Here is a 21,530-nt window from a genome sequence, read left to right as displayed (position 1 = left end):
ATTGAAAATAACATATCTAAAATTTAACTTGAATAAAAATGGCAAAACAAAAGAAGTTTGTTACATGTGACGGTAACTACGCAGCAGCGTACATGAGTTACATGTTCAGTGAAGTTGCCTGTATTTATCCAATCACTCCGTCTTCAACAATGGCTGAGTATGTGGATGAATGGGCTGCAAAAGGAATGAAAAACCTGTTCGGACGTCCTGTACGTTTGGCTGAAATGCAATCAGAAGCTGGTGCTGCCGGTGCGGTACACGGTTCTTTGCAATCAGGTGCTTTAACATCTACTTACACGGCTTCTCAGGGGTTGTTGTTGATGATCCCTAACATGTATAAAATTGCAGGTGAATTATTACCTACAGTATTCCACGTAAGTGCCCGTGCATTGGCATCTCACGCTTTGTCTATCTTCGGCGACCACTCTGACGTGTACGCTGCCCGTCAAACTGGTTTCGCTTTGTTGGCTGCCGGTTCAGTACAGGAAGAAATGGACTTGGCAGGTGTTTCTCACCTGGCAACTTTGAAATCTCGCGTACCTTTCTTGTCGTTCTTCGACGGATTCCGTACTTCTCACGAGATTCAAAAAATCGATTACCTGGATATTGAAGATATTCGTCCATTGGTTGACATGGACTTGATCCAGGCTTTCCGCGATCGCGCGTTGAACCCTGAAACTCCTGTAACTCGTGGTACAGCTCAAAACCCGGATATTTTCTTCCAGGCTCGCGAAGCTTCAAACCCATTCTACGATGCAGTTCCTGATATCGTTGAAGGTTACATGGCTGAAATCAGCAAATTGACTGGTCGTGAATATCACCCATTTACTTACTACGGTGCTGAAGATGCAGAAAACATCATCATCGCTATGGGTTCAGTAACTGAAACCATCAAAGAAACAATTGACTACCTGGCTAGCCAAGGTAAAAAAGTTGGTTTGATGTCAGTTCACCTGTATCGTCCGTTCAGCGCTAAATATTTCATGAACGCACTGCCTAAATCAGTGAAACGTATCGCTGTTTTGGATCGCAGTAAAGAACCTGGCGCAAACGGTGAACCATTGTACCTGGATGTAAAAGACTTGTTCTACGGAAAAGAAAATGCTCCGGTAATCGTTGGTGGTCGTTACGGTTTAGGATCAAAAGACACTACTCCGTCTCAAATTTTGGCAGTATACGAAAACCTGGAAATGGCTGAACCTAAAAACGGTTTCACCCTGGGTATCGTTGACGACGTGACTTTCAAATCACTTCCGTTGAAAGCTGAAATCAAAATTTCTCCTGAAAATATCTACGAAGCTAAATTCTACGGTTTAGGTTCTGACGGTACTGTAGGTGCGAACAAAAACTCAATCAAAATCATCGGTGGATCTACTGACAAATCTTGTCAAGGTTACTTCGAGTACGACTCTAAGAAATCAGGTGGTTTCACTTGTTCTCACTTGCGTTTCGGCGACAGCCCAATCCGTTCAACCTATTTGGTAACAACTCCTGACTTCGTTGCTTGCCACGTTCCTGCTTACATTCACCTTTACGACGTACTGAAAGGTCTGAAAAAAGGCGGTTCATTCCTGTTGAACTCAATCTGGGACGAAGAAGAAACTAAAAAACGTTTACCGGATACCATGAAACGTTATCTGGCTGAAAACGAAATCAAATTCTATATCATCAACGGTACTAAACTGGGTGAAGACTTAGGTTTGGGAACTCGTACCAACACCATCATGCAATCTGCATTCTTCAAAATTACCGGCGTAATTCCTTACGAAAAAGCCGTTGAAGAAATGAAGAAAGCGATCGTAAAATCTTACGGTAAAAAAGGTGAGAAAATCGTTAACATGAACTACGCTGCTGTTGACGCAGGTGGTGTTAACGTAATCGAAGTAGCTGTTCCTACTGAATGGAAAGGCATCAAATTGGCAGAAGAAGTTGCTGCAACTGACCGTCCTGAATATATCAGCAAATTTGTTGATGTAATCAACGCTCAAAAAGGTAACGACCTTCCTGTTTCTACTTTCGTAGGTTACGAAGACGGTACTTTCGAACAAGGTACTTCTGCTTTCGAAAAACGCGGTATCGCTGTTAACGTTCCTGAATGGCAAGCTGACAACTGTATCCAATGTAACCAATGTGCTTACGTTTGTCCTCACGCTGCTATCCGTCCGTTCCTGATGGACAAAGCTGAAGTTGAAGGTGCACCTGCCGGTACTGAAACTCGCGTAGCTACTCCTACGAAACAATTCGACGGATTAAGCTTCCGCATCCAGGTTTCTGTAAACGACTGTACTGGTTGTGGTAACTGTGCTGATGTTTGTCCTGCGAAAACAAAAGCTTTGGAAATGAAACCTCTTGGTACTCAAGAAGCCGAAGCTACTCGTTGGGAATACATGGCGAAAAACGTTACTTACAAAGAAACTGTTGTTGACAAAAACAAATCAGTTAAAAACTCTCAGTTCGCTCAACCATTGTTCGAGTTCTCTGGTGCTTGTGCAGGTTGTGGTGAAACTCCATATGTGAAATTGATCACTCAATTGTACGGTGAGCGCATGATGATTGCCAACGCTACAGGTTGTTCTTCAATCTATGGTGGTTCAGCTCCTGCAACTCCTTACTGTAAACACAACCAAAGTGGTCACGGTCCGGCATGGGCTAACTCACTGTTCGAAGACAACGCAGAATATGGTTTCGGTATGGCTGAAGGTGTAAGCGCTCAACGAGACCGCATCGAAGTTGTAATGAAAGAAGCTATTGCTGCCGGTGTTAGCGAAGAAGTTGCTGCTGCTTTCAACGCATGGATCGAAGCAAAACAAGACGGCGACAAAACAGCTGAAGTTTCAAAAGCTGTTATCGCAGTATTGGAAGGCAACGATGCTGAATATGCAAAAACAATCCTGAGCCTGAAAAAATACCTGGCTAAAAAATCAGTTTGGGTATTCGGTGGCGACGGTTGGGCATACGACATCGGTTACGGTGGTTTGGATCACGTGTTGGCTTCAGGTGAAGACGTAAACGTATTGGTAATGGATACCGAAGTTTACTCAAACACTGGTGGTCAGGCGTCTAAATCAACTCCGGTTGGTGCTGTTGCTAAATTCGCCGCTTCAGGTAAGAAAATCCGCAAAAAAGACTTGGGTATGATGGCAATGTCTTACGGTTACGTTTATGTAGCACAGGTTGCTATGGGCGCTAACCAGGCTCAATACCTGAAAGCATTGCGTGAAGCTGAAGCTTACCCAGGACCATCATTGATCATCGCTTATTCTCCTTGTATCAACCACGGTTTGCGTGCAAGCATGGGTAAATCACAAGATGAAGAGAAAAAAGCTGTTGACGCTGGTTACTGGTCAATGTACCGTTACAACCCAATGTTGGAAGCTGAAGGTAAAAACCCATTTGTTTTGGATTCTAAGGAACCTGATTGGAGCAAGTTCCAAGACTTCCTGAAAGGTGAGGTTCGTTACACTTCATTGATGAAATCATTCCCGGAACAAGCTGCTGAATTGTTCGCGGCTGCTGAAGAAAATGCAAAATGGCGTTTGGCTGGTTACAAACGTTTGGCTGCTATGGATTTCTCAGCTGCTAAAGAAGAAGCATCTGCAGAATAAAAAAAAAGACCGTTTATTATATAGCAAAAGCCACTGTCCGAAAGGATGGTGGCTTTTTTCATTTATATCCCTTATCGGTAAAATGAATGGGTTTAAATCTTTTTTTTATGATAAAATATTTTGTTTAGATTAAGCTTAAATTATAGTAAATGAATAATTTCGTATTTTATTTTTTGTAAATTAGCATGGCTTCAAACCGAGCTGATTTGTCTGGTTTGGGAGCGAAGTGGCGGAATGAATTAAAAATAGAATAAAACTTATCTCATGACTAGAAGTGTGCTTATCAGTATTTTGTGTTGTCTTGTTATGTGTCAAAAGGCGGGTGCACAGGATTCCTGGACTAATTATCAGTCAGGTACTACGGGGGACAGTGGGCTTGCTGGCCAGTGGGTTTTTACCTTTATGGAAGATGACCAAAATCGTTTATGGATTGGAACAGAAGGAGGGATAAGCATCAAATCCAGTTCTGGTTGGCAATCGTTTACAACAAGCGACGGACTAAGAGTCAATGAAGTTGGTGATATCGTAATGGATCATAATAACAATATCTGGATAGGCTACGGTAGTTATTATTCGGGAATTAGTGTCTATTCAAATGGGAATTTTACTCATTATTCTACGAATGATCATCTGATTAATGACAAAGTTGAAGATCTATTGGTTGATACGCTGGGAAATGTGTGGATTGCGACTAGGGGTGGAATAACGAAATTTAACGGTTCGAAATGGAAATCTTACACAACAATCACCGGTTTACCAACTAACGATATTCGGTGTATGGCGCAGGATAGGCTGGGGAATATCTGGATCGGAACAGCGGACAAAGGAGTTTGGGTGTACAATGGAGAAACGTTTTCCGCTAATTCGTGGGAAAGTAATTCAACAGAGATGATCGTTGATGTCTATGTCGATAGCGAGAACAAAGTTTGGGCGCTTACTTTGACCAAAATATATGTTTTTGATGGAGACAAATGGGTAAGATTGAGTCCAAGTAAATCCGGCTCTGTTGGAGTTATGCGGTCAGTAGTCGAAGACCATGATGGAAATTATTTCTTTGCGAACACCAAGGGGGTAGCTATGTATAGTGATTCCGGATGGAGATATTTTACAGTGGACGACGGTCTGGCAGACAATCAGAATTTGTCGTTGTTCGTGGATTCGTCCAACATTGTTTACAGTGGTTCCGAAAGAGGTTATGCGATATTTGATGGAGAAGCTTGGGGGGTAACAACAACCGAGGGACTTATAAATAGTGATGTATCTGACGTTTTTAAGGATACTGAGGGGAAAATTTGGTTTTGTACGCATGGTGGAATAAGTATTCTTGACGGCGATGAATGGGAGAGTTTCTTTAAGACACCGGACGGCGATGATGTTGAGTGGGTTTCCAAAGGACTGCAGGACAGTCGAGGAAATTATTGGTTTACAACTGTAAATGGTATTTACAAGTATGACTCCACAGGATGGACAATTTTCGATTATAAAAAAGATGAAATGTTTACTGGATGGGGACAGTCTATTGTTGAGGATCATGAAAATAATCTCTGGTATGGAACATTAAATGGTTTGCTAAAATACGATGGTACCAGTTGGACTTATTACACCACCGAAGATGGTTTTCTTTCAAATTACGTCGATGCTGTTTACGAGGATTCTAATCATAAAATTTGGTTTGGAACAAGAGGTGGCATCAGTTATTGGGATGGGGTAGAATTCACGCATGATATCGTCGATATTAGAGGTTTTAGTGAGCTGGTTGTTTATTCTTTTGTCGAGGACTCAGACAATAACCTGATAGCTTCCACAATGGAGGGCTTGCTGATTTATAAAGATGGAAAATGGGATTTATTGGATGGTGCTCCTACTGTATGGTTTTTCGACAGCTATAAGGATAAGAATAACCTGCTTTGGTTTGCTTCAATTGTCGGGTTGTATAAATACGATGGAAGCACTTTCAAACTTTATTCAACCGATGATGGCCTGGTGGGTGATGTTGTTCAAGGAATCTACAGGGAAGAAGACACCGGCATATTCTGGCTGTCTACCAGTAATGGTGTTTCAAAGTTGGTACCAGTTATTGATGCGGAAGTCCGTTCAACTAAATCGGCGCAACTTAGCCAATCTGTTACAATCGATACACAGGGGATCACGAAACCATTTCAGTTTTCGGTAAATGGATCCGAATTTGTCAAGAATGATGGTGTTATCGGTGATTTGGAAGTTGGAGATTATACGTTTGCAATTACCAATGCTTATGATACACTTACAATAAACTATTCAGTTCAAAGCCTTGAACCAGAAAATACTGAGCTTAGTATCTATCCAAATCCAACTACAGGAATTCTGACTATTTCCGGTGATCAACTCGATTGGGTGGAAGTATTTACCCTGACTGGGCAGAAATTGCTCCGAGCAATGGTCAGCGGGTCGGAAAAGCAAATCGACATTTCCCAATACGTAAATGGTATTTATTTACTCAAAATATCGGGCGAAAGCGGAGTTCATCAATTCAAGGTTGTAAAGAAAGAATGATACGCCATCAGCGAGTTTGAAATCGGGCACGAGATTTTGGCTTTTACCAAGCAATCTGTGTCGCTGTGATATCCGTATTGGCTTAGTTGCCCAGGTATAATTTGCCAGGCAACTTGTAAATGCAAAAAGCTTATTCAGGTAGCGATAACCGATGAGAAAAATTCCTGATTCGCGGACTTTCGTTAGCTGTCGTCTGAGAGGATTTAGAGATCTATTTGTTTTTAATATTTGTATTTGGTGAGTATAGTGGTGCTAAAAGCGTTATTAAATTTACGTATTGGTAGATTAATTTTGATTTTAGTGATAATTGTTAAAATGGAATTATGGCTATATTTGCGATCATACTAACTTTTAAACTTCAAAGAAGATGTCAAAAAAAGCCGTTTTAGATTTGCTGGACAAAGGTGCCGACGACAGACAATTTCGTGTAAAATACGATAACACCTTTTCGGAAGAAAAATTTGTAGAACTAGCCAAAGAAGATGGTTTTGAGTTTACAGTAGAAGAATTGAAGCAGGTTTTACGTGAGAACGGTGATTCGTTTGATTCGTATGGCAACCCACCTAAAAAAGGAATTTGGGTATAGGACTATTTCACTCGCTGTTTAGCGTTGCTTATTGGAGTTAGTATTCCGGTACTTCGTCTGGATTGAGTGGAAAGGCCTCTGCAATAACTTAGAAAAAGCCTAAAACAAAAGCCACAATTTTTCGATTGTGGCTTTTGCTTTTTTGTCTGGTGAAGTTTACCAAACCAAGTCACTGCCCAACAGTTTTGAGGCATCCAGGTTGGCATCTTCTATTGATTTGAAATGTTTGTAAGTTCCCACCTTCAACTCGTAAGTAGCGTGTTCATCACAAACGATCATACCTTTGGGGTGTAGCTGCAGGGCACTGATCGTCCACATGTGGTTAACACCCTCTTCAACAGTATGTTTCAGCGCGCGGGCTTTGTTTAGTCCGTTAACGATGATCAACACTTCTTTGGCATCCATTACGGTTGCTACACCGACAGTCAGAGCCAATTTGGGCACTTTATTCACGTCGTTTTCGAAGAAACGCGAGTTGGCAACAATGGTATCGTAATTCAATTCCTTGTCGCGTGTGCGCGAGGCCAGCGATGAACCTGGCTCATTGAAGGCAATATGGCCATCTGGACCGATACCTCCCAGGAATAAATCGATGCCACCCACTTCCTTCATTTTGGCTTCGTATCGGGCGCATTCTTCCTTTAGATTCGTTGGGTTTCCGTTCAGAATGTTGACATTTTCAGCCGGAATATCGATATGGCTAAAGAAATTGTCCCACATGAAGGTATAGTAGCTTTGCGGGTGTTCTTTCGGAATGCCCACGTATTCGTCCATATTGAAGGTGATGACGTGTTTAAAGCTAACCTTGCCGCATTGATGCAGTTTGATCAGTTCTTTGTAAACCCCCAGGGGCGACGAGCCGGTTGGCAGTCCAAGTACAAAAGGTTTTTCGGCTGTTGGTGCAGCTAACTGGATTTTTCGTGCAATATAATTGGCTGCCCATTTCGACAGCTGTTCGTAATTCTCCTGGATAATCAGTCTCATTTTTCCTTTTCTAATTTCTTGGTTGTTAATTGTAATTGATTGATTACACGCTCTCCGAGTTTTGTTTTCCGCTCGATATGCAGTAAAATCTCTTTCACAAAATCATTTTCTTCAAATCGTCCCCGAACGCTTTCAAAGTCACGTTGCTTAATCTGCTGGTCACCATCGATCCCAAAGCCGGTCATCACGTCAATCCGGAATTCTTTGCGGGCATCGTCATAAAGCATTTGATCCAATTCGACAACGCTCTCGCGCCATTGTTTGACGATATCGATAATCTCTTCAATCGCGAACTCGGTAATTGGTTTGCCCAAGTATTTCTGAATGAATTCAACGGTCCAGTTCCATTCATACTCGTAGTAATTGGCATGAAACTCCCGAAATTTTTGATCGATCTCAGTCAGCGTTGTAATTTCATGACGTTCGATGGCTTCCATGAGTTTGATAACTTCCTCCTTGGGAGCAATCAAACCTGATAAATCGATCCAATCCCCCAAGCCAATCGCACTGGTAGGCAGCAAACAGTCAGTCACTTCGTGAGGGGAGTGCAGCTGGCCTTTGTTCAGCCGGGTAATGATCGAGTTACCGATAAACTTCATAATGGCCATGTGGTAAAGCTTCAGGCCTCGCTGAAGCGCATCGCGCTTAATTTTGGTATTGTTGTACGAGAATACTTCTGTCGTCTCGCCCGATATTTTTTGTATTTGGTGTAAAATCCGGATCGCGTGGTCCATTTTCTGAATGGTGAACGGACTTAGCAGGTTGAAGTTGATGTAATCCAACTTGTGTTTATCGGTGCGTTTATCGCGCTTCGGCCATTTCAACACGTCGCGAATTGTTCCCACGCTTCTCAGGTTGACGCCCGGAACCAGCCAGCTTTCGTCGTCGTTTTCAATGAGATAGGAGAAGGGCATGTCCGAGGTATCCGAGTTTTTGTAATGACGGCCCATAACGAGGGTGAAAGCGCCTATCCGGGCTGGCCACAACAGGTACGAATCGCTGGTCGTTTTGGTGCCCCGCTCAGCAATCCCATGGTGGATTGGCCCAAGTTTATACATGTGGTTACTTTGGTTGGATCCACTGCCCGCGTTGCAAAACGAAAACATACCTGCGATCAGCAAAGTCGATTTGTGGTGGGTAACGGTGTATGGTCCTCCAAAAACGGCGCAAGCCTCACCATGAAATCCCTGACAGTTGGCAAAGAAGAGTGAGTTTTGGGCCGAATATTGGGCGCCAAGCGTGCATCCTTGTCCAATAAAGCAGTTGGCAATGATAGCCCCGTCGGATACTTCAGAACCGGAAGAAACGATGAAGTTTTTCAGGTTAGCATCGTGCCCGACTAAAACGGGTGCCGAATGGTTGGAGTTGATCGAGCCATTCTGCAGTACACTGGCTCCGTTGATATGTGTATAAGGGCCGATTTTCACATTCCGGATTTCGCGACAGTTAAAGATACGAGAATGCTCACCGATTACGCCCATGTCGGATTTCACCTTGTGACAATAATCCTGAATCATCTTGTCGAGATTGACTATCACGTCGCGGCGGTGTTTGTAGAATGCCATGATATAGGCCAGGTGCGCAGAAAGTTCATCGTAAATTACCACTTTGCGCCCACCTGTCTCGTCTAAGACTTCGACCCCGGTACCATTGCCAAACCGACTGATGCCTTCTACGGCACAGATGTCGGAATTGTCAATAATTACATGGTCGTGAATTTCGTAGTTGGCAATGTAGTTTTTGATATGGTTGATGTAAACGTTGTTTCCAACGATACAATTATGCAGATGCGCATGATAAACGCCGCACTTCTTTTTTACTCCTCCGTAAAGTTCAATATTCTGGTTCTGGATTCCGATGCGCACATTCCCGCTGAACTGAACGTTAAAGAATCGTTCGGACTCAAACCCCTCTGCAATTCGGATGGTCTCCCAATTGTCGGCTGCGCACCCCTGCATTTTCAGGGATTCTATTTCATCCGGGCTGAGCGAACGGTATTGTTGTTTATTCATAACTAGGCTAATTTGATGGTTGCAAGGTAGTCAAAATGATCTCCAAATTCGATGTTTTCGATCTTTAAACCGACTTCTTCTGCATATTCTGCCAGATTCTCACTGTCGATATACAACCAGGGAAAAGGTCTGCCTTTTATCCCATTATATTCTGCCTGGTAAACGAGTTCTCCGTAGTAGTTTTCTGCATTGATGTCTATTTCCGCAGCGCCATCTTCATCCATGTATAAATAGATTAAGTCGGATGAATCAATGAGAATTTGACCGTTTGGATTGAGGAGATTTTTTAGCTGTGCCAGAAATGTTTTCAAGTTCCCGAGTCTACCAGCAATACCGGTGCCATTCATTAAAAGCAGAAGGGTGTCGAATTTCTGAGAACTGAAATTCATCAGGTCGGCATGAATCACTTGATCAACGCCCCTGTCTTTTAAAACTTCGCAGCATAAAGCCGATTGTTCCAGTGCGGTAACAGCAACGCCCTTCTGCTGTAAAAACAAACTATGACATCCCGCGCATGCACCAACATCCAAAACTGTTCCGCTGGCTTTTTGCAGCGCAATTTGCTCCAGCTTCGGCATTTGTTTGAATGATCTGAAAAAATAGGAGGGATCTACGAAATCTTCATCAAAACCTTCGGAATGAATGGTTATAGGTTTGTCGATACGTTTGAAGTGGTAGTTGTGAACAGCTTGTCCAATAGCGTCGTATGATAGCATGTTTTTAAGAATGAGGGCTTATTTGTAATTCAATACTGGCGCCTCAAATTTAAAACAACTTTCTTTCTTTTGGGAATAAATGTAGAATCCTTCGAACTCGCCCTCACCAATAATGAAAATACGCAGGTCGGGAAAGTTGCGGGATGCGGACTTGATATCGTCCAATTTAATATTTTCCTTTTGAAGCCAGCACGAAGTCCTAAACTCCCCCAGCTTTAAACGTCGGCCCAAAACTTCAGCTTTTCTGAAAATCTCAAGCGACATCAGGTAGTCAATATGCTTAAATTGATCCATAAAAAGTTCCTTCACGAGTATACAAGTTACGGCAAAAGCCTTGGAGAAAAAACTAAAAATTGAAAATTTTTATGAACAAATATAAACGACGGTGTGAACACCCGTTTTCACCCGATAAACGAAAAACGCTCCGATTAAGGAGCGTTTTCCAGTTTAAAATCTAAACCCTAATGTAAATGTGATATTGTTGTTTGTGTAATCCATCTTGGCCATCGGAGAGCTTACTCCGTCGGGAACCTGGTAAAGTTCCATGTAGCTTGTGCTGGTCATGTATTTGTAAGCAGCATCAAAGAAGAACCCACCAGATTTAAGACCAAAACCTGCAGAATAAGTTGAGGTGTTTGCATCGCTGTTCATTTGATCGGTGCCAAAAGCAACGCTTTTGTACGGACTTGGGAAATACTCATAACCACCTCTTAAACTGAAGAAATTATTCACCCGGTATTCACCGCCAACTCGCAGGTTGCCGACTGATTTAAACGCCTCTTTGATATCTTGGTTTTCGTCGTAGAAATCGTAGCCATCGCCACCATCTCTTAATTTCATTGAGCCGTAGTCTACGTATTCATAATCCACGCTAATCAATCCTGATTTTCCGATTACGTAGGCTGCACTGACAATCCCTTTCATTGGTGTCTCCATTTGGTAGTCGTAATCACCGTAAGGAGAGTAGGCTGTCGTTTTATAATTGATGTAGCTTCCATCATCAGTTATGTAATCAATATCTGAGTACATGCTGTTGTCGTAGCTGTCGTGCAAATCATAGAATGTGGGAGAATGGAACGCAAGGCCGATTCTCAATTGGTCGACTGGTTTGAAAATCGCACCAATTTTGAAGTTAAAGCCCGAGCCGGTTGTTCTCAGGTATGAGTTGAACGAGTATTCATTCAGGTAACGGTTAAAGTCATTGTTGCCTTCGTAATCGATGTTGTACTCGTTTAAAGTGGTTGTTTCTTTAAAATAAACATCATGAATACCAATAGTTGCACCTAAGTAAACTTTGTGGTTGAAGTTGGCTGCGAATGATATGGTGTATTCGTCCACGCTTCCTTTTTGTGAAAATGATTTTCGTTGGTCGTGAGCAAAATTTTCCAGGTTGCTGGGATCGTCTGCCTGATATACTAACATGTCGTGATAGTATATTTTATTCGGATCACTATCATAGTAGTAAATAAGATCCGTGCCGTAGTCATCACTGGGATCGTAGGCTGCCAGTGCTTCATAAAAAGGATCCAGGTTGCCGACCGTCGATCCGTCTGCATTTACCACAAATTGATCAAGCATTGAAGATGTTGCACCACGGCCCATGACCAGTTTTTTCACATTGAAGTTGTTCATCCGGTTGTAGCCAAGTCCCAGGCTAAAGCTAACCAGCGAACTGGTGCTATTGGATGCAGACGGGAAGTTGACAACGTAACCAATACTGGGTACACTTACATTGAATTTCGAGTCAGATGCACTTGCTCCTAAATAACTGGCATCATATTTAGCTTCGCCAAATTGTGTTGTAAATACGAATTCATTGCTTCGGTATAAGCCCAAGCCGGCGGGGTTTATACTGGCTGAAGTAAAGTCACCACCGAGTGCTCCAAAGGCATTTCCCATCGCAGTTGCGCGGGCCGTTCCCTGTAATCTCACGTCAGATAATCGCAAAGCATCTACCATATTCTGTGCAAATACTGTTGATCCAGCGGCCAGAATGATAAGTGTGGTATAAAGTATTTTTTTCATAACTATCTGAATTAATTAGCTAATCATTTTATGGCTTGTGTTTTCGTTTTTCAGTTTCTTATCTGCGACCGCTGCCTCTGCTGGATGAGCCGCTGCTACTACCCGAACTTCTGGAGCTACTGCCTGATGAACCGGAAGAGTATGATGACCGGCTGGATGAACCGCTACTACTCGAAGAACGATAAGTAGAGCCACTGCTACTGCTACTGCTCGGTGTGCTGTAACTTGACGAGCTACTTCTGCTCGGTGTACTGTAGCTTGACGAGCTTCTGGTTGTGTTGCTCTGGCTTGATCCCCGTTGGTAGGTCGTACCATTGCTGTAGGTGCTTCGGTAAGTCGATCTGGTTTGTGAGCTACTCGTTGACGATGGTTTTGAGTAGGACGACGAACGTGTCGAGTTGTAGGTATTATTATTGTATGTCGATCTGGTTACCGTTCTTGGTTTGGTGTAACTTGGTGTGTATTGTCTTGTTTGTGTCGGAACGCTGTATCTTGAAGTACCGCTAGAGCTACTTCTAACAGTTCCGGTTGTTGTGCTTTGAGTAGACCTGGTGGTTCCGCTGTAAGTTCCCGTTGTCGAAGAAATACTTCTTCTTCCGGTTGAGCTTACACCTTCTCCGGATGAATCTCTTCTTTTATCCATGATTGTGGCACTTTTCGTTGTTGTTGCGGCTGTACGCGTGGTCGTGCCTGCGACTGATCTTCGGGATGTTGCCGTAGCACCGGCCACGGTTCCTCTAGTTGATGTGCCAACAGTTGTAGTCGATCTTCTTCCACTGGCTACGGAATTTCCACTGTCATAACGACCACCACTTACGGTGCCGTAATTTGAACGACGATGTCCATAACTGTATCTGTCGTTGTCATAGATCGGATAAGAAGGCCCGTAGCCGCCGCCCCAATATCCTCCTCCGTAATAGCCGCCACCCCAGTAGCCACCGCCATAATACCAGGGACTGCCCCAGTACCAGGAACTACCCCAGTAGCCGTAATATGGATAACCCCATCCCCAGCCAATGCTAAAGCTCCAGCCCGGAGAATACCAGTAATCCCAGTAGAACGGGTCATAATAGTAAGAATCGTAATACCAGCTATAAGGAGAGTAGTAGCCATATCGGTGGAAACGGTTTATGCGATAGGCAAAATCGAGGTCTTCACCTTCGTAATAATTATTGATGATATAATTAGTACTTCCATCATCTGTCAAAGCGGTAGTGTCGGATTCCACCAACTCCATACCCGACATGTCGTAATAGTGCACATCGGCATTTGGATCTTCAGTGGTAAACACATGATTGGTGTATCTTTGATCTCCGGATTCGGACGTACTTTGCTCCTGCATCACAAGTGGCGCGGATTTTGAATTCTGCATGCTTTGGTCAACAGGAACCTGGTCAACAACGACCGGTGGAGGTACATCTCCGGGAGTAAAGTAGATATCGTCGTACCGATCGGTTACATAGTTCCCGGTGGTACAAGCACCCAGTAACAGTGCTAATGCCGAGATGATTGTAACTTTTGCTTTCATAACTATCCCTCCTGTAACTTTTAAGAATAAATTTTATTTACTTTGTAGCCTCGATATAGCAATACAAATAAAGCAAATACCATACCAAATCAAAAGAAATGGCGAAAGAATTAACTCTTCGAGGTGAGAATTACTCGCAGTGGTACAACGAGCTGGTTGTGAAGGCAGATTTGGCCGAAAACTCAGCCGTTCGGGGATGCATGGTAATCAAACCTTACGGATACGCAATATGGGAAAAAATGCAGGCCGAACTGGACCGCATGTTCAAGGAAACCGGGCACGTGAATGCCTACTTTCCGCTGTTCATTCCCAAATCATTTTTCAGTAAAGAAGCCGATCACGTTGAAGGCTTTGCCAAAGAGTGTGCCGTAGTCACACATTATCGCTTAAAAAATAGCCCGGATGGAAAAGGTGTTGTTGTTGACCCGGATGCCAAACTGGAAGAAGAATTAATTGTTCGTCCGACTTCAGAAACGATTATTTGGAACACTTATAAAAACTGGATTCAGTCATACCGTGACCTACCTATTTTGTGTAACCAATGGGCCAATGTTGTTCGTTGGGAAATGCGTACTCGTTTGTTCCTGCGTACGGCAGAGTTTCTGTGGCAAGAAGGACACACCGCGCATGCCACGAAAGAAGAGGCGTTGGAAGAGACAGAACGTATGGTGAACGTTTATGCTGATTTTGCTGAAAACTTCATGGCTGTGCCTGTAATTAAAGGTGCGAAATCAGAGAACGAACGTTTTGCAGGTGCGTTGGAAACTTATACCATCGAAGCATTGATGCAGGATGGAAAAGCGCTTCAGTCGGGAACTTCACACTTCCTGGGGCAAAACTTTGCGAAAGCGTTCGATGTGCGTTTTGCTACCCGCGAGGGTAAGGAAGATTACGTTTGGGCAACCAGCTGGGGGGTTTCAACCCGCTTGATGGGAGCATTGATTATGGCTCACTCTGACGATAATGGTTTGGTATTGCCTCCGAGATTGGCTCCTTACCAGGTGGTAATTGTGCCAATCTACAGAAGCGACGAGCAATTGAGTGCAATCAACGAAAAAGTGAATGAAGTTGTTGCCAAGTTGAAAGCTCGCGGTATTTCGGTGAAATACGATAACTCGGACACGAAAAAACCAGGATGGAAATTTGCAGAGTATGAGCTGAAAGGTGTTCCGGTACGTTTGGCGGTAGGACCTCGTGACCTGGAAAACGGGACCGTGGAAGTTGCCCGTCGTGATACCCTCACCAAAGAAGTTGCTCAACTGGAAAATATCGATCAGTTTGTGGCTGATTTGTTGGAAGACATTCAAGCGAATATCTACAAAAAAGCATTCGATTACCGCACCGAGCACACTACGAAAGTTGACAACTACGAGGAGTTCAAGAACGTGCTGAAAGGCAAAGGTGGCTTTGTTTTAGCCCACTGGGACGGTACACCGGAAACTGAGCAAAAAATTAAGGAAGAAACCAAAGCGACAATTCGTTGTATCCCTTTTGAGGGAGAAAAGGAAGAAGGCAAATGTATTTACAGCGGAAAGCCTTCGAGCCAGCGCGTGCTGTTCGCTATTGCTTACTAACATGATTTTTACATTCATATAAAAGCAGTCAATTTTGGCTGCTTTTCTTATTTTTAACAAAAATACCGCGTATGAATGCTCCCGATGAAAAGCCAAACCAGCTGGAATCCATTGTCATTAAGTCCAATGTCAAGCAAGCAGTTTATAAAAACACGCTCGAAGCATTTAATTTATTAAAAGAAGCGCTTCGCGAGTTGGTTGAAGAATATTCGGCCAAACTAAAGGGCAAAGTCATCGATGAAGCATTACCGACTTTTCACGAAAAGGGGCCTTTCGAAGCTGAGTTCCGGCTGGCGGCCGACATGTTGCTGTTCAGTATGCACTCCAATGTTTTTGTGTTCAACCGGGAGCACCCGGTTTGGAAGACGGACTATGTGAAAGAAGAACCCCTGAATTCATATTGCGGTATTATCAACATCTATAATTTTCTTTCTGATTCATTTAAATACAACCGGATGCAGGATCTGGGCTATCTGATTGCCCGGATTTTTATCAACCGCGAGAGTCATTTCTTTGTTGAAGGAAAACGACAATCGGGCGAACTGGTTAAGGATTTTAAAAACGACATCATGTCGAAGGAAAACATCAAGCAGATTTTGGATACTTCAATCAAATATGCGATTGAGTTCGATTTGTTGGTTCCACCTTATGACCAGGTAAAAATTGCTTCGGTTGAGCAGATGAAGGAAGAAATTTTCCATGCAAAAATGAAAACCGGCAAGCGGGTCGGTTTTAAATTTAATTCAGACGATATTTAATATGAAGGAGACAATTGTTAAGCGTTTCATTGGATACGCGAAAGAGTACACCACATCCGATCCAACAAGTAAAACCTTTCCGAGTACAGCGCGTCAGCTAGTTTTTATGGACAAGCTGGTTGAAGAACTGAAACAGATCGGGCTGAGTGATGTTGAAAAGGACGAATTTGGGTACGTGATGGCTACCGTGCCTGCTACGACTGACGAAAAAGCACCGGTTGTAGGTTTTGTTGCTCACGTAGATACAAGCCCCGATTTCTCGGGCGAAAATGTGAATCCGATCATTCGTAAATACGATGGAGGCACCATCAAATTGAACGACAAGGTTTCGCTGTCTCCGGAGCAGTTTCCTGACTTATTAAATTACATCGGCGAAGAAATCATCACTACCGACGGAAGCACCCTGCTTGGTGCCGACGACAAAGCGGGTGTAACCGAAATCGTGTCGGCAATGGAATACCTGATCCAACATCCGGAGATCAAGCACGGTAAAATTCGGGTTTGTTTCACTCCGGACGAAGAAATTGGGAAAGGTGCCGACCACTTCGATGTGGAAAAATTTGGTGCTGAATTCGCTTACACATTGGATGGCGGCGAACGGGGCGAACTGGAATACGAGAACTTCAATGCCGCAATGGCGGTCATCACCGTTCAGGGACGCAGCGTGCACCCGGGAGCGGCGAAAAACAAGATGATCAATGCCATTCACGTTGCTCACAAACTCGACAGCATGTTGCCGTCGGAACAACGTCCGGAATACACGACAAACTACGAAGGTTTCTTCCACTTGCTTTCATTTGAGGGAAAAGTGGAGCAAACCAAAATGATGTACATCATTCGCGATCACGATCGCACGTTATTCAATAAGCGCAAAGAGATGATCACGCAGGCCTGCATCTTCCTGAACGACGAGTACGGCGAAGGAACCGTTTCGCTGGAAATGGAAGATCAGTACTACAACATGCGCGAAAAAGTTGAGCCGGTAAAACACATCGTTGACCTGGCCGAAGAAGCCATGAAAGAAGTTGGTGTGGAGCCAATCATTCGTGCAATTCGCGGAGGTACTGATGGTTCTCGTTTGTCGTTCATGGGCTTGCCGTGTCCGAACATTTTTGCAGGCGGCCACAATTTCCATGGGCCTTACGAATATGTGCCGGTGGCGTCGATGGTAAAAGCGGTTGAAGTGATCGTAAAAATCGCAGAAAAAGTAGTAGGCTGATAATACATGCTCGAGGCTTTCCAAACATATATCCGGGATGAAAATCTTTTTGCCGAAACCGACAAACTCGTTCTGGCAGTCAGCGGTGGTGCCGACTCGATGGTTTTGTTGAAGCTTTTTCAGCAATGCAATTACGAGTTTTGTGTCGCTCATTGCAACTTCAAGTTGCGCGGGGCCGAGTCGGACGGCGAGGAGGTTTTCATCCGGGATTATTGTGGAGAGCAGGGAATTGAGCTGTTCGTGAATCAATTTGATACCCGTGAATATGCTCAGCTCGAAGGTATTTCGATTGAGATGGCGGCCCGGGAGCTTCGCTACAATTGGTTCGAGGAACTTCGGCAGCAGTTGAACTTCGATTATCTTGTTACAGCACATCATCGCGACGACCTGATTGAGACGATGCTCATCAACCTGAGTCGCGGTACCGGAATTCGCGGTTTAAGCGGCATTCAGGCTAAAAACGGTTTTGTGGTTAGGCCATTGTTGTTTGCTTCGCGCGAGGAAATCCTGGCTTATGCCGAGAGCAGCAAACTCCCGTATAAACACGATTCCAGTAACGATGAGCTGATTTATCAGCGCAATATCATTCGTCATCAGATTATTCCGCTCTTCGAATCAATCAATCCTGCCTTTCGGAAAAACGCGGCCAAAACAGCTTCAATTTTAAAAGAAACAGCAGCAGTTTACCAGCAGCAGCTCAACGGAATTTTTACCGGTTTGAAAGTGGAAGGCGAGGGGATTTGCCGTTTAAATATCGGGCAGTTGAAAGCCCTTCAACCCCAACAGAGCTTGTTGTTTGAATTGCTGCATCCATACGGTTTTAATGCAGAACAGGTGCAGGAAATAGCCGGCGCGCTGGATGGTGAAACGGGGAAAAACTTTTTCAGCAAAACACACCGGCTGGTAAAAGATCGGACAGAATTGCTGATAACAAAGTTGGATTTACCCAAGGCGCAACGTTATTATATCGACGAAGATTGTAAGTCGATGAATGAGCCCGTTTCAATGCAATTTGAAACAATCGCGAAAAGTCCGGCATTTCGATTTTCGACCAATCCGATGGTTGCCGATCTTGATTTTGGCAAACTGCAATTCCCATTGATTTTGAAGAAGTGGGAGCAAGGCGAATACTTTGTTCCGCTGGGCATGAGCGGCATGAAAAAACTGAGCGACTTCTTCATCGACGTGAAACTTTCAATCCCCGAAAAAGAGTCCGCCTGGATTCTTTACAGCGGTAAAAAAGTGGTTTGGGTTCTTGGGCGCCGCATTGATGACCGCTTTAAAATTACCCGCGACACACAACAGGTTTTCCACATCTCTTTAGGTTAGCGGCAAACACCCGATTTTTTACTCTTTTTTTTCTCCTTCAGTCAGAACTATTTCATCTTCTGTTAACAGGTTGAATGTTAATTTTATACGCGTATTTGTTTCTTCTGTATTAACTGCGGTTTTGGATTTTCCGGAACGTCAGTCAGTTTTCAGGTATTTCGGCATTTGTTTTCGGTATTCTTACAGCAGGGTCAATGTTATCTAAATGTTAATCAAATCAAATGAGTGTTAATAATGTCTTAACAATCATCATAATGTTTTGATTTGTAAATGCTTGTAACTTGATAAGGAAATTGCATTCGATAACAGGTGAACCCTTCTGGTTCAGCTTAGTATTAATCTAATTATTACGCTATGAAAAAGGTTTATTTATTAATGGCCTCTGCTTGTCTGTTTGCGGTGCAGACATTTGCGCAGGAGTTGCCCCCCGATGCCGAGCCCGGCAAGTGCTACATCAAATGTATCACTCCAGACGAATTTGAAGATGTAACAGAAACGGTGGTTGTGTCGCCTGAGTACAAAAAGTTGGTGACTTATCCGGCAACGTTTAAAACAGTAGAGGAGCGAGTTTTGGTGAAAGAAGCTTCGAAAAAGTTGGTTTATGTACCGGCCGTTTATGAAACAGTTGAGGTTCCTTATGTGAAAAAGGAAAAGGCAACGAATTTGGAAGTTGTGCCGGCTGTATTCGGGAATGATAGCAAGGTCATTGAAACCTATCCCAAAATTGGTCGTTGGGAGTATACCGAGTTAGAAGATTGTCCTTCCGCTAACAAGGAAGATTGTATGGTTGCCTGTTTTGTGGAATACCCGGCTAAAAACCAGGTCGTTCCTTTTCAAACATTGACTTCAGACGCGACGACCACCCCCGTCCCCGTTGCTGAAGTCCCGGCAACCTATAAAAAACAGGTGGTTAAAACGCCGGCTCGGGTCGAAGAAGTCGAAATCCCTGCAGAATATGCCACCATCAAACGTCAGGTTGTTGACCAACCTGCCCGTACTGAGAGCGAAGTCGTTCCGGCTGTTACCAAAACCATCACCAAAACAGTTTTGGTTAAAAAAGGTGGTATGACCGTTTGGGAAGAAGTTGATTGTAACCTGGTGTCAGGAACACCCAATTTGCTGCCTATTTATTACGAATTGGCCAGCGCTCGATTGACAGAAGATTCCAAAAAAATTATCGACGAGCACTTGCTTAGCCTGATGACTGAAAAACCGAATATCCGGGTTGAAATCATGTCGCACACCGACTCGCGCGGAGACGACGATTACAACATGGCTTTGTCGCAACAACGTGCACAGTCGGTTGTAAACTATTTGGTTAGTCGTGGTATTAACCGCAGCCGGTTGGTTGCCAAAGGTTATGGCGAAACTCGTTTGGTTAACCGTTGCGCCAACGGCGTAGATTGTACCGAAGAGGAACACCAACAAAACCGTCGGACTGAATTCCGAATCATTCGATAAGCAGGATTATATAGATGTAATAGAGGTGGTTGATTTAAACAACTACCTCTTTTTTTGTGCCTTTGGGCTTAGTTCAGGTTGAACAGAGTCACTTCTTTTCGCACCGGACGAATACTGATTCCGAATTCATCGAGCAATTCTTCCTTCATAAATTCATTGTATTGAAAATGAAAATCCCAGTCGTGTGGGGCGACTTCAGTTCCTTCGTACTGAAACAGTTGTTGTTTCTCGTTACTCAAAAGAACACAGATTTCCGAAATGGTCAGGTTGTCGGCTTTCACCCGGTCTTCTCCGATCAGGTAATTGGAAGAGGCGCCGTTGCCCCAACTAAACTGATCGGTGTTCCAAAGTTTCGAGGGATTTGCTATTTCCAGCAGGTAAACATCCTCGGGCGCGCTCGATGCCGAAATCTTCAAATTGAATCGTTTGCTAACGTATCGAATCAGTGAATCTGGTTCAGCTTCCCATAAATTGCTTGGACTTTGCAGGTCGAGATAGGTGTTTGCCCATTGGTTGGGAATGATTTGCTGTCGCGGTACCCGGTAAAGTTTTGCAACCAAATCAGCCACAGAACCGCGGTAATGCACCAATTGGTCGTTTTTCAAAAATTGTGAAGCCGGGCCGTGTATTTGCGATACCGACAAAGATATGGGGCTAATCTCCGGTGCTGCAGTCATTGGCAAGTTGGCCTGTTCAACCTGTAAAAAAATATCGGCGATTTTGCGATTTGGTTCCGATTGGTACTTGCGCGCAAAATTTTGGATTGCCGCATAGGATAAATTAGCCGGATGTCCTTCCCAAACCAGCTTTCCGTCGGTCGTTAAAAGCACAGCGTAAGGCCATTGCCGAACATTGAACTGCCGAATAAGATTACCGTTGTAATCGCGCATCACCATGAGTTGGATGGGATGTTTGGCCAGATGGGCTTCAACCTTAGATCGACTTTCATCGGTTACCGAAACCATAAAAACCTGCTCGGCAACTTGCTGCTGCAGAACTTCCAGTTGCTCGGTCGCGGGCCGGCACGGTGCACACCAGGTCGCCCAAAAGTCGATTAAAATGAGCTTTTGTTGATTGAAATCCGTGATGGTATTGGGAGAATAGATTTCGGCGATCGTAAGCGGAAAGTCGGCTGCCTGGCTTGGAAAACGAATCCCAATGAGCAGGAGAAATATGAATAGACGGATCGTTGGCATCAGCA

General features: G+C 43.9%; 15 protein-coding genes. 8 read left to right on the top strand and 7 right to left on the bottom strand.

Annotated features, from left to right (window positions below):
• The first annotated feature begins 38 nt into the window (after positions 1–38).
• The 3 genes from nifJ to BC643_RS04315 all read left to right on the top strand — a co-directional run bounded on the left by nifJ (position 39) and on the right by BC643_RS04315 (position 6,723).
• The gene (gene nifJ / locus BC643_RS04325) at positions 39–3,605 is read left to right on the top strand and encodes a pyruvate:ferredoxin (flavodoxin) oxidoreductase (protein ID WP_120271932.1); all 3,567 of its coding nucleotides are present in this window, start codon (positions 39–41) and stop codon (positions 3,603–3,605) included.
• Positions 3,606–3,869: 264 nt separating this feature from the next.
• Positions 3,870–6,137, top strand: coding sequence for a two-component regulator propeller domain-containing protein (locus BC643_RS04320; protein ID WP_120271931.1), 2,268 nt, complete (start codon positions 3,870–3,872; stop codon positions 6,135–6,137).
• A gap of 367 nt (positions 6,138–6,504) precedes the next feature.
• Complete coding sequence (locus BC643_RS04315; protein ID WP_120271930.1) at positions 6,505–6,723, top strand: Nif11-like leader peptide family natural product precursor; 219 nt, start codon at positions 6,505–6,507, stop codon at positions 6,721–6,723.
• A gap of 156 nt (positions 6,724–6,879) precedes the next feature.
• Here BC643_RS04315 and nagB read toward each other — a convergent pair whose 3' ends face one another.
• The 6 genes from nagB to BC643_RS23290 form a co-directional block, all read right to left on the bottom strand.
• Positions 6,880–7,707 carry a glucosamine-6-phosphate deaminase gene (gene nagB, locus BC643_RS04310; protein WP_120271929.1) on the bottom strand — a complete coding sequence of 276 codons (828 nt, stop codon included), beginning with the start codon at positions 7,705–7,707 and terminating at the stop codon, positions 6,880–6,882.
• A complete protein-coding gene (locus BC643_RS04305; RefSeq protein ID WP_120271928.1) occupies positions 7,704–9,719 on the bottom strand; it encodes a DUF4954 family protein in 2,016 nt (671 codons plus the stop codon). Before BC643_RS04305 ends, nagB begins: the two co-directional genes overlap by 4 nt.
• A gap of 2 nt (positions 9,720–9,721) precedes the next feature.
• Positions 9,722–10,435 (bottom strand): class I SAM-dependent methyltransferase, encoded by a 714-nt coding sequence (locus BC643_RS04300; protein WP_120271927.1) that lies wholly within the window; start codon positions 10,433–10,435, stop codon positions 9,722–9,724.
• Between the two features lie 18 nt (positions 10,436–10,453).
• Positions 10,454–10,729 (bottom strand): hypothetical protein, encoded by a 276-nt coding sequence (locus BC643_RS04295; protein WP_120271926.1) that lies wholly within the window; start codon positions 10,727–10,729, stop codon positions 10,454–10,456.
• 153 nt (positions 10,730–10,882) lie between these two features.
• Positions 10,883–12,460, bottom strand: coding sequence for an OmpP1/FadL family transporter (locus BC643_RS04290; protein WP_120271925.1), 1,578 nt, complete (start codon positions 12,458–12,460; stop codon positions 10,883–10,885).
• 58 nt (positions 12,461–12,518) lie between these two features.
• The gene (locus BC643_RS23290) at positions 12,519–13,988 is read right to left on the bottom strand and encodes a hypothetical protein (protein ID WP_147377141.1); all 1,470 of its coding nucleotides are present in this window, start codon (positions 13,986–13,988) and stop codon (positions 12,519–12,521) included.
• A gap of 98 nt (positions 13,989–14,086) precedes the next feature.
• Here BC643_RS23290 and proS point away from each other — a divergent pair, with 98 nt between their 5' ends.
• The 5 genes from proS (at position 14,087) to BC643_RS04260 (ending at position 20,329) form a co-directional block, all read left to right on the top strand.
• Positions 14,087–15,562: a proline--tRNA ligase gene (gene proS, locus BC643_RS04280; protein WP_120271923.1), complete on the top strand. Its 1,476-nt coding sequence runs from the start codon at positions 14,087–14,089 to the stop codon at positions 15,560–15,562.
• Positions 15,563–15,633: 71 nt separating this feature from the next.
• Complete coding sequence (locus BC643_RS04275; RefSeq protein ID WP_120271922.1) at positions 15,634–16,320, top strand: hypothetical protein; 687 nt, start codon at positions 15,634–15,636, stop codon at positions 16,318–16,320.
• Between the two features lies 1 nt (position 16,321).
• Positions 16,322–17,539 (top strand): peptidase T, encoded by a 1,218-nt coding sequence (gene pepT / locus BC643_RS04270; RefSeq protein ID WP_120271921.1) that lies wholly within the window; start codon positions 16,322–16,324, stop codon positions 17,537–17,539.
• 6 nt (positions 17,540–17,545) lie between these two features.
• Entirely contained in the window at positions 17,546–18,868 is a 1,323-nt protein-coding gene (gene tilS, locus BC643_RS04265) for a tRNA lysidine(34) synthetase TilS (protein ID WP_120271920.1), read from the top strand.
• 354 nt (positions 18,869–19,222) lie between these two features.
• Positions 19,223–20,329 carry an OmpA family protein gene (locus BC643_RS04260; RefSeq protein ID WP_120271919.1) on the top strand — a complete coding sequence of 369 codons (1,107 nt, stop codon included), beginning with the start codon at positions 19,223–19,225 and terminating at the stop codon, positions 20,327–20,329.
• Between the two features lie 68 nt (positions 20,330–20,397).
• On the opposite strand, the gene BC643_RS04255 is transcribed toward BC643_RS04260, so the two are convergent.
• On the bottom strand, positions 20,398–21,525 hold the full coding sequence (locus BC643_RS04255; RefSeq protein WP_120271918.1) for a TlpA family protein disulfide reductase: 1,128 nt from the start codon (positions 21,523–21,525) through the stop codon (positions 20,398–20,400).
• Positions 21,526–21,530 lie beyond the last annotated feature (5 nt).

The sequence above is a fragment of the Mangrovibacterium diazotrophicum genome, from assembly GCF_003610535.1.
GTDB classification, from domain to species: Bacteria; Bacteroidota; Bacteroidia; order Bacteroidales; family Prolixibacteraceae; genus Mangrovibacterium; species Mangrovibacterium diazotrophicum.
The sequence above is the reverse complement of the archived record's forward strand: the minus strand, read 5'-3'. Positions and strand labels throughout refer to the sequence as shown.

What these genes read in the sequence shown, in the direction of transcription:
- nifJ (WP_120271932.1), top strand. Translation starts at nt 39, where the DNA reads ATGGCAAAACAAAAGAAGTTTGTTACATGTGACGGTAACTACGCAGCA.
- BC643_RS04320 (WP_120271931.1), top strand. Translation starts at nt 3,870, where the DNA reads ATGACTAGAAGTGTGCTTATCAGTATTTTGTGTTGTCTTGTTATGTGT.
- BC643_RS04315 (WP_120271930.1), top strand. Translation starts at nt 6,505, where the DNA reads ATGTCAAAAAAAGCCGTTTTAGATTTGCTGGACAAAGGTGCCGACGAC.
- nagB (WP_120271929.1), bottom strand. Translation starts at nt 7,707, where the DNA reads ATGAGACTGATTATCCAGGAGAATTACGAACAGCTGTCGAAATGGGCA.
- BC643_RS04305 (WP_120271928.1), bottom strand. Translation starts at nt 9,719, where the DNA reads ATGAATAAACAACAATACCGTTCGCTCAGCCCGGATGAAATAGAATCC.
- BC643_RS04300 (WP_120271927.1), bottom strand. Translation starts at nt 10,435, where the DNA reads ATGCTATCATACGACGCTATTGGACAAGCTGTTCACAACTACCACTTC.
- BC643_RS04295 (WP_120271926.1), bottom strand. Translation starts at nt 10,729, where the DNA reads ATGGATCAATTTAAGCATATTGACTACCTGATGTCGCTTGAGATTTTC.
- BC643_RS04290 (WP_120271925.1), bottom strand. Translation starts at nt 12,460, where the DNA reads ATGAAAAAAATACTTTATACCACACTTATCATTCTGGCCGCTGGATCA.
- BC643_RS23290 (WP_147377141.1), bottom strand. Translation starts at nt 13,988, where the DNA reads ATGAAAGCAAAAGTTACAATCATCTCGGCATTAGCACTGTTACTGGGT.
- proS (WP_120271923.1), top strand. Translation starts at nt 14,087, where the DNA reads ATGGCGAAAGAATTAACTCTTCGAGGTGAGAATTACTCGCAGTGGTAC.
- BC643_RS04275 (WP_120271922.1), top strand. Translation starts at nt 15,634, where the DNA reads ATGAATGCTCCCGATGAAAAGCCAAACCAGCTGGAATCCATTGTCATT.
- pepT (WP_120271921.1), top strand. Translation starts at nt 16,322, where the DNA reads ATGAAGGAGACAATTGTTAAGCGTTTCATTGGATACGCGAAAGAGTAC.
- tilS (WP_120271920.1), top strand. Translation starts at nt 17,546, where the DNA reads ATGCTCGAGGCTTTCCAAACATATATCCGGGATGAAAATCTTTTTGCC.
- BC643_RS04260 (WP_120271919.1), top strand. Translation starts at nt 19,223, where the DNA reads ATGAAAAAGGTTTATTTATTAATGGCCTCTGCTTGTCTGTTTGCGGTG.
- BC643_RS04255 (WP_120271918.1), bottom strand. Translation starts at nt 21,525, where the DNA reads ATGCCAACGATCCGTCTATTCATATTTCTCCTGCTCATTGGGATTCGT.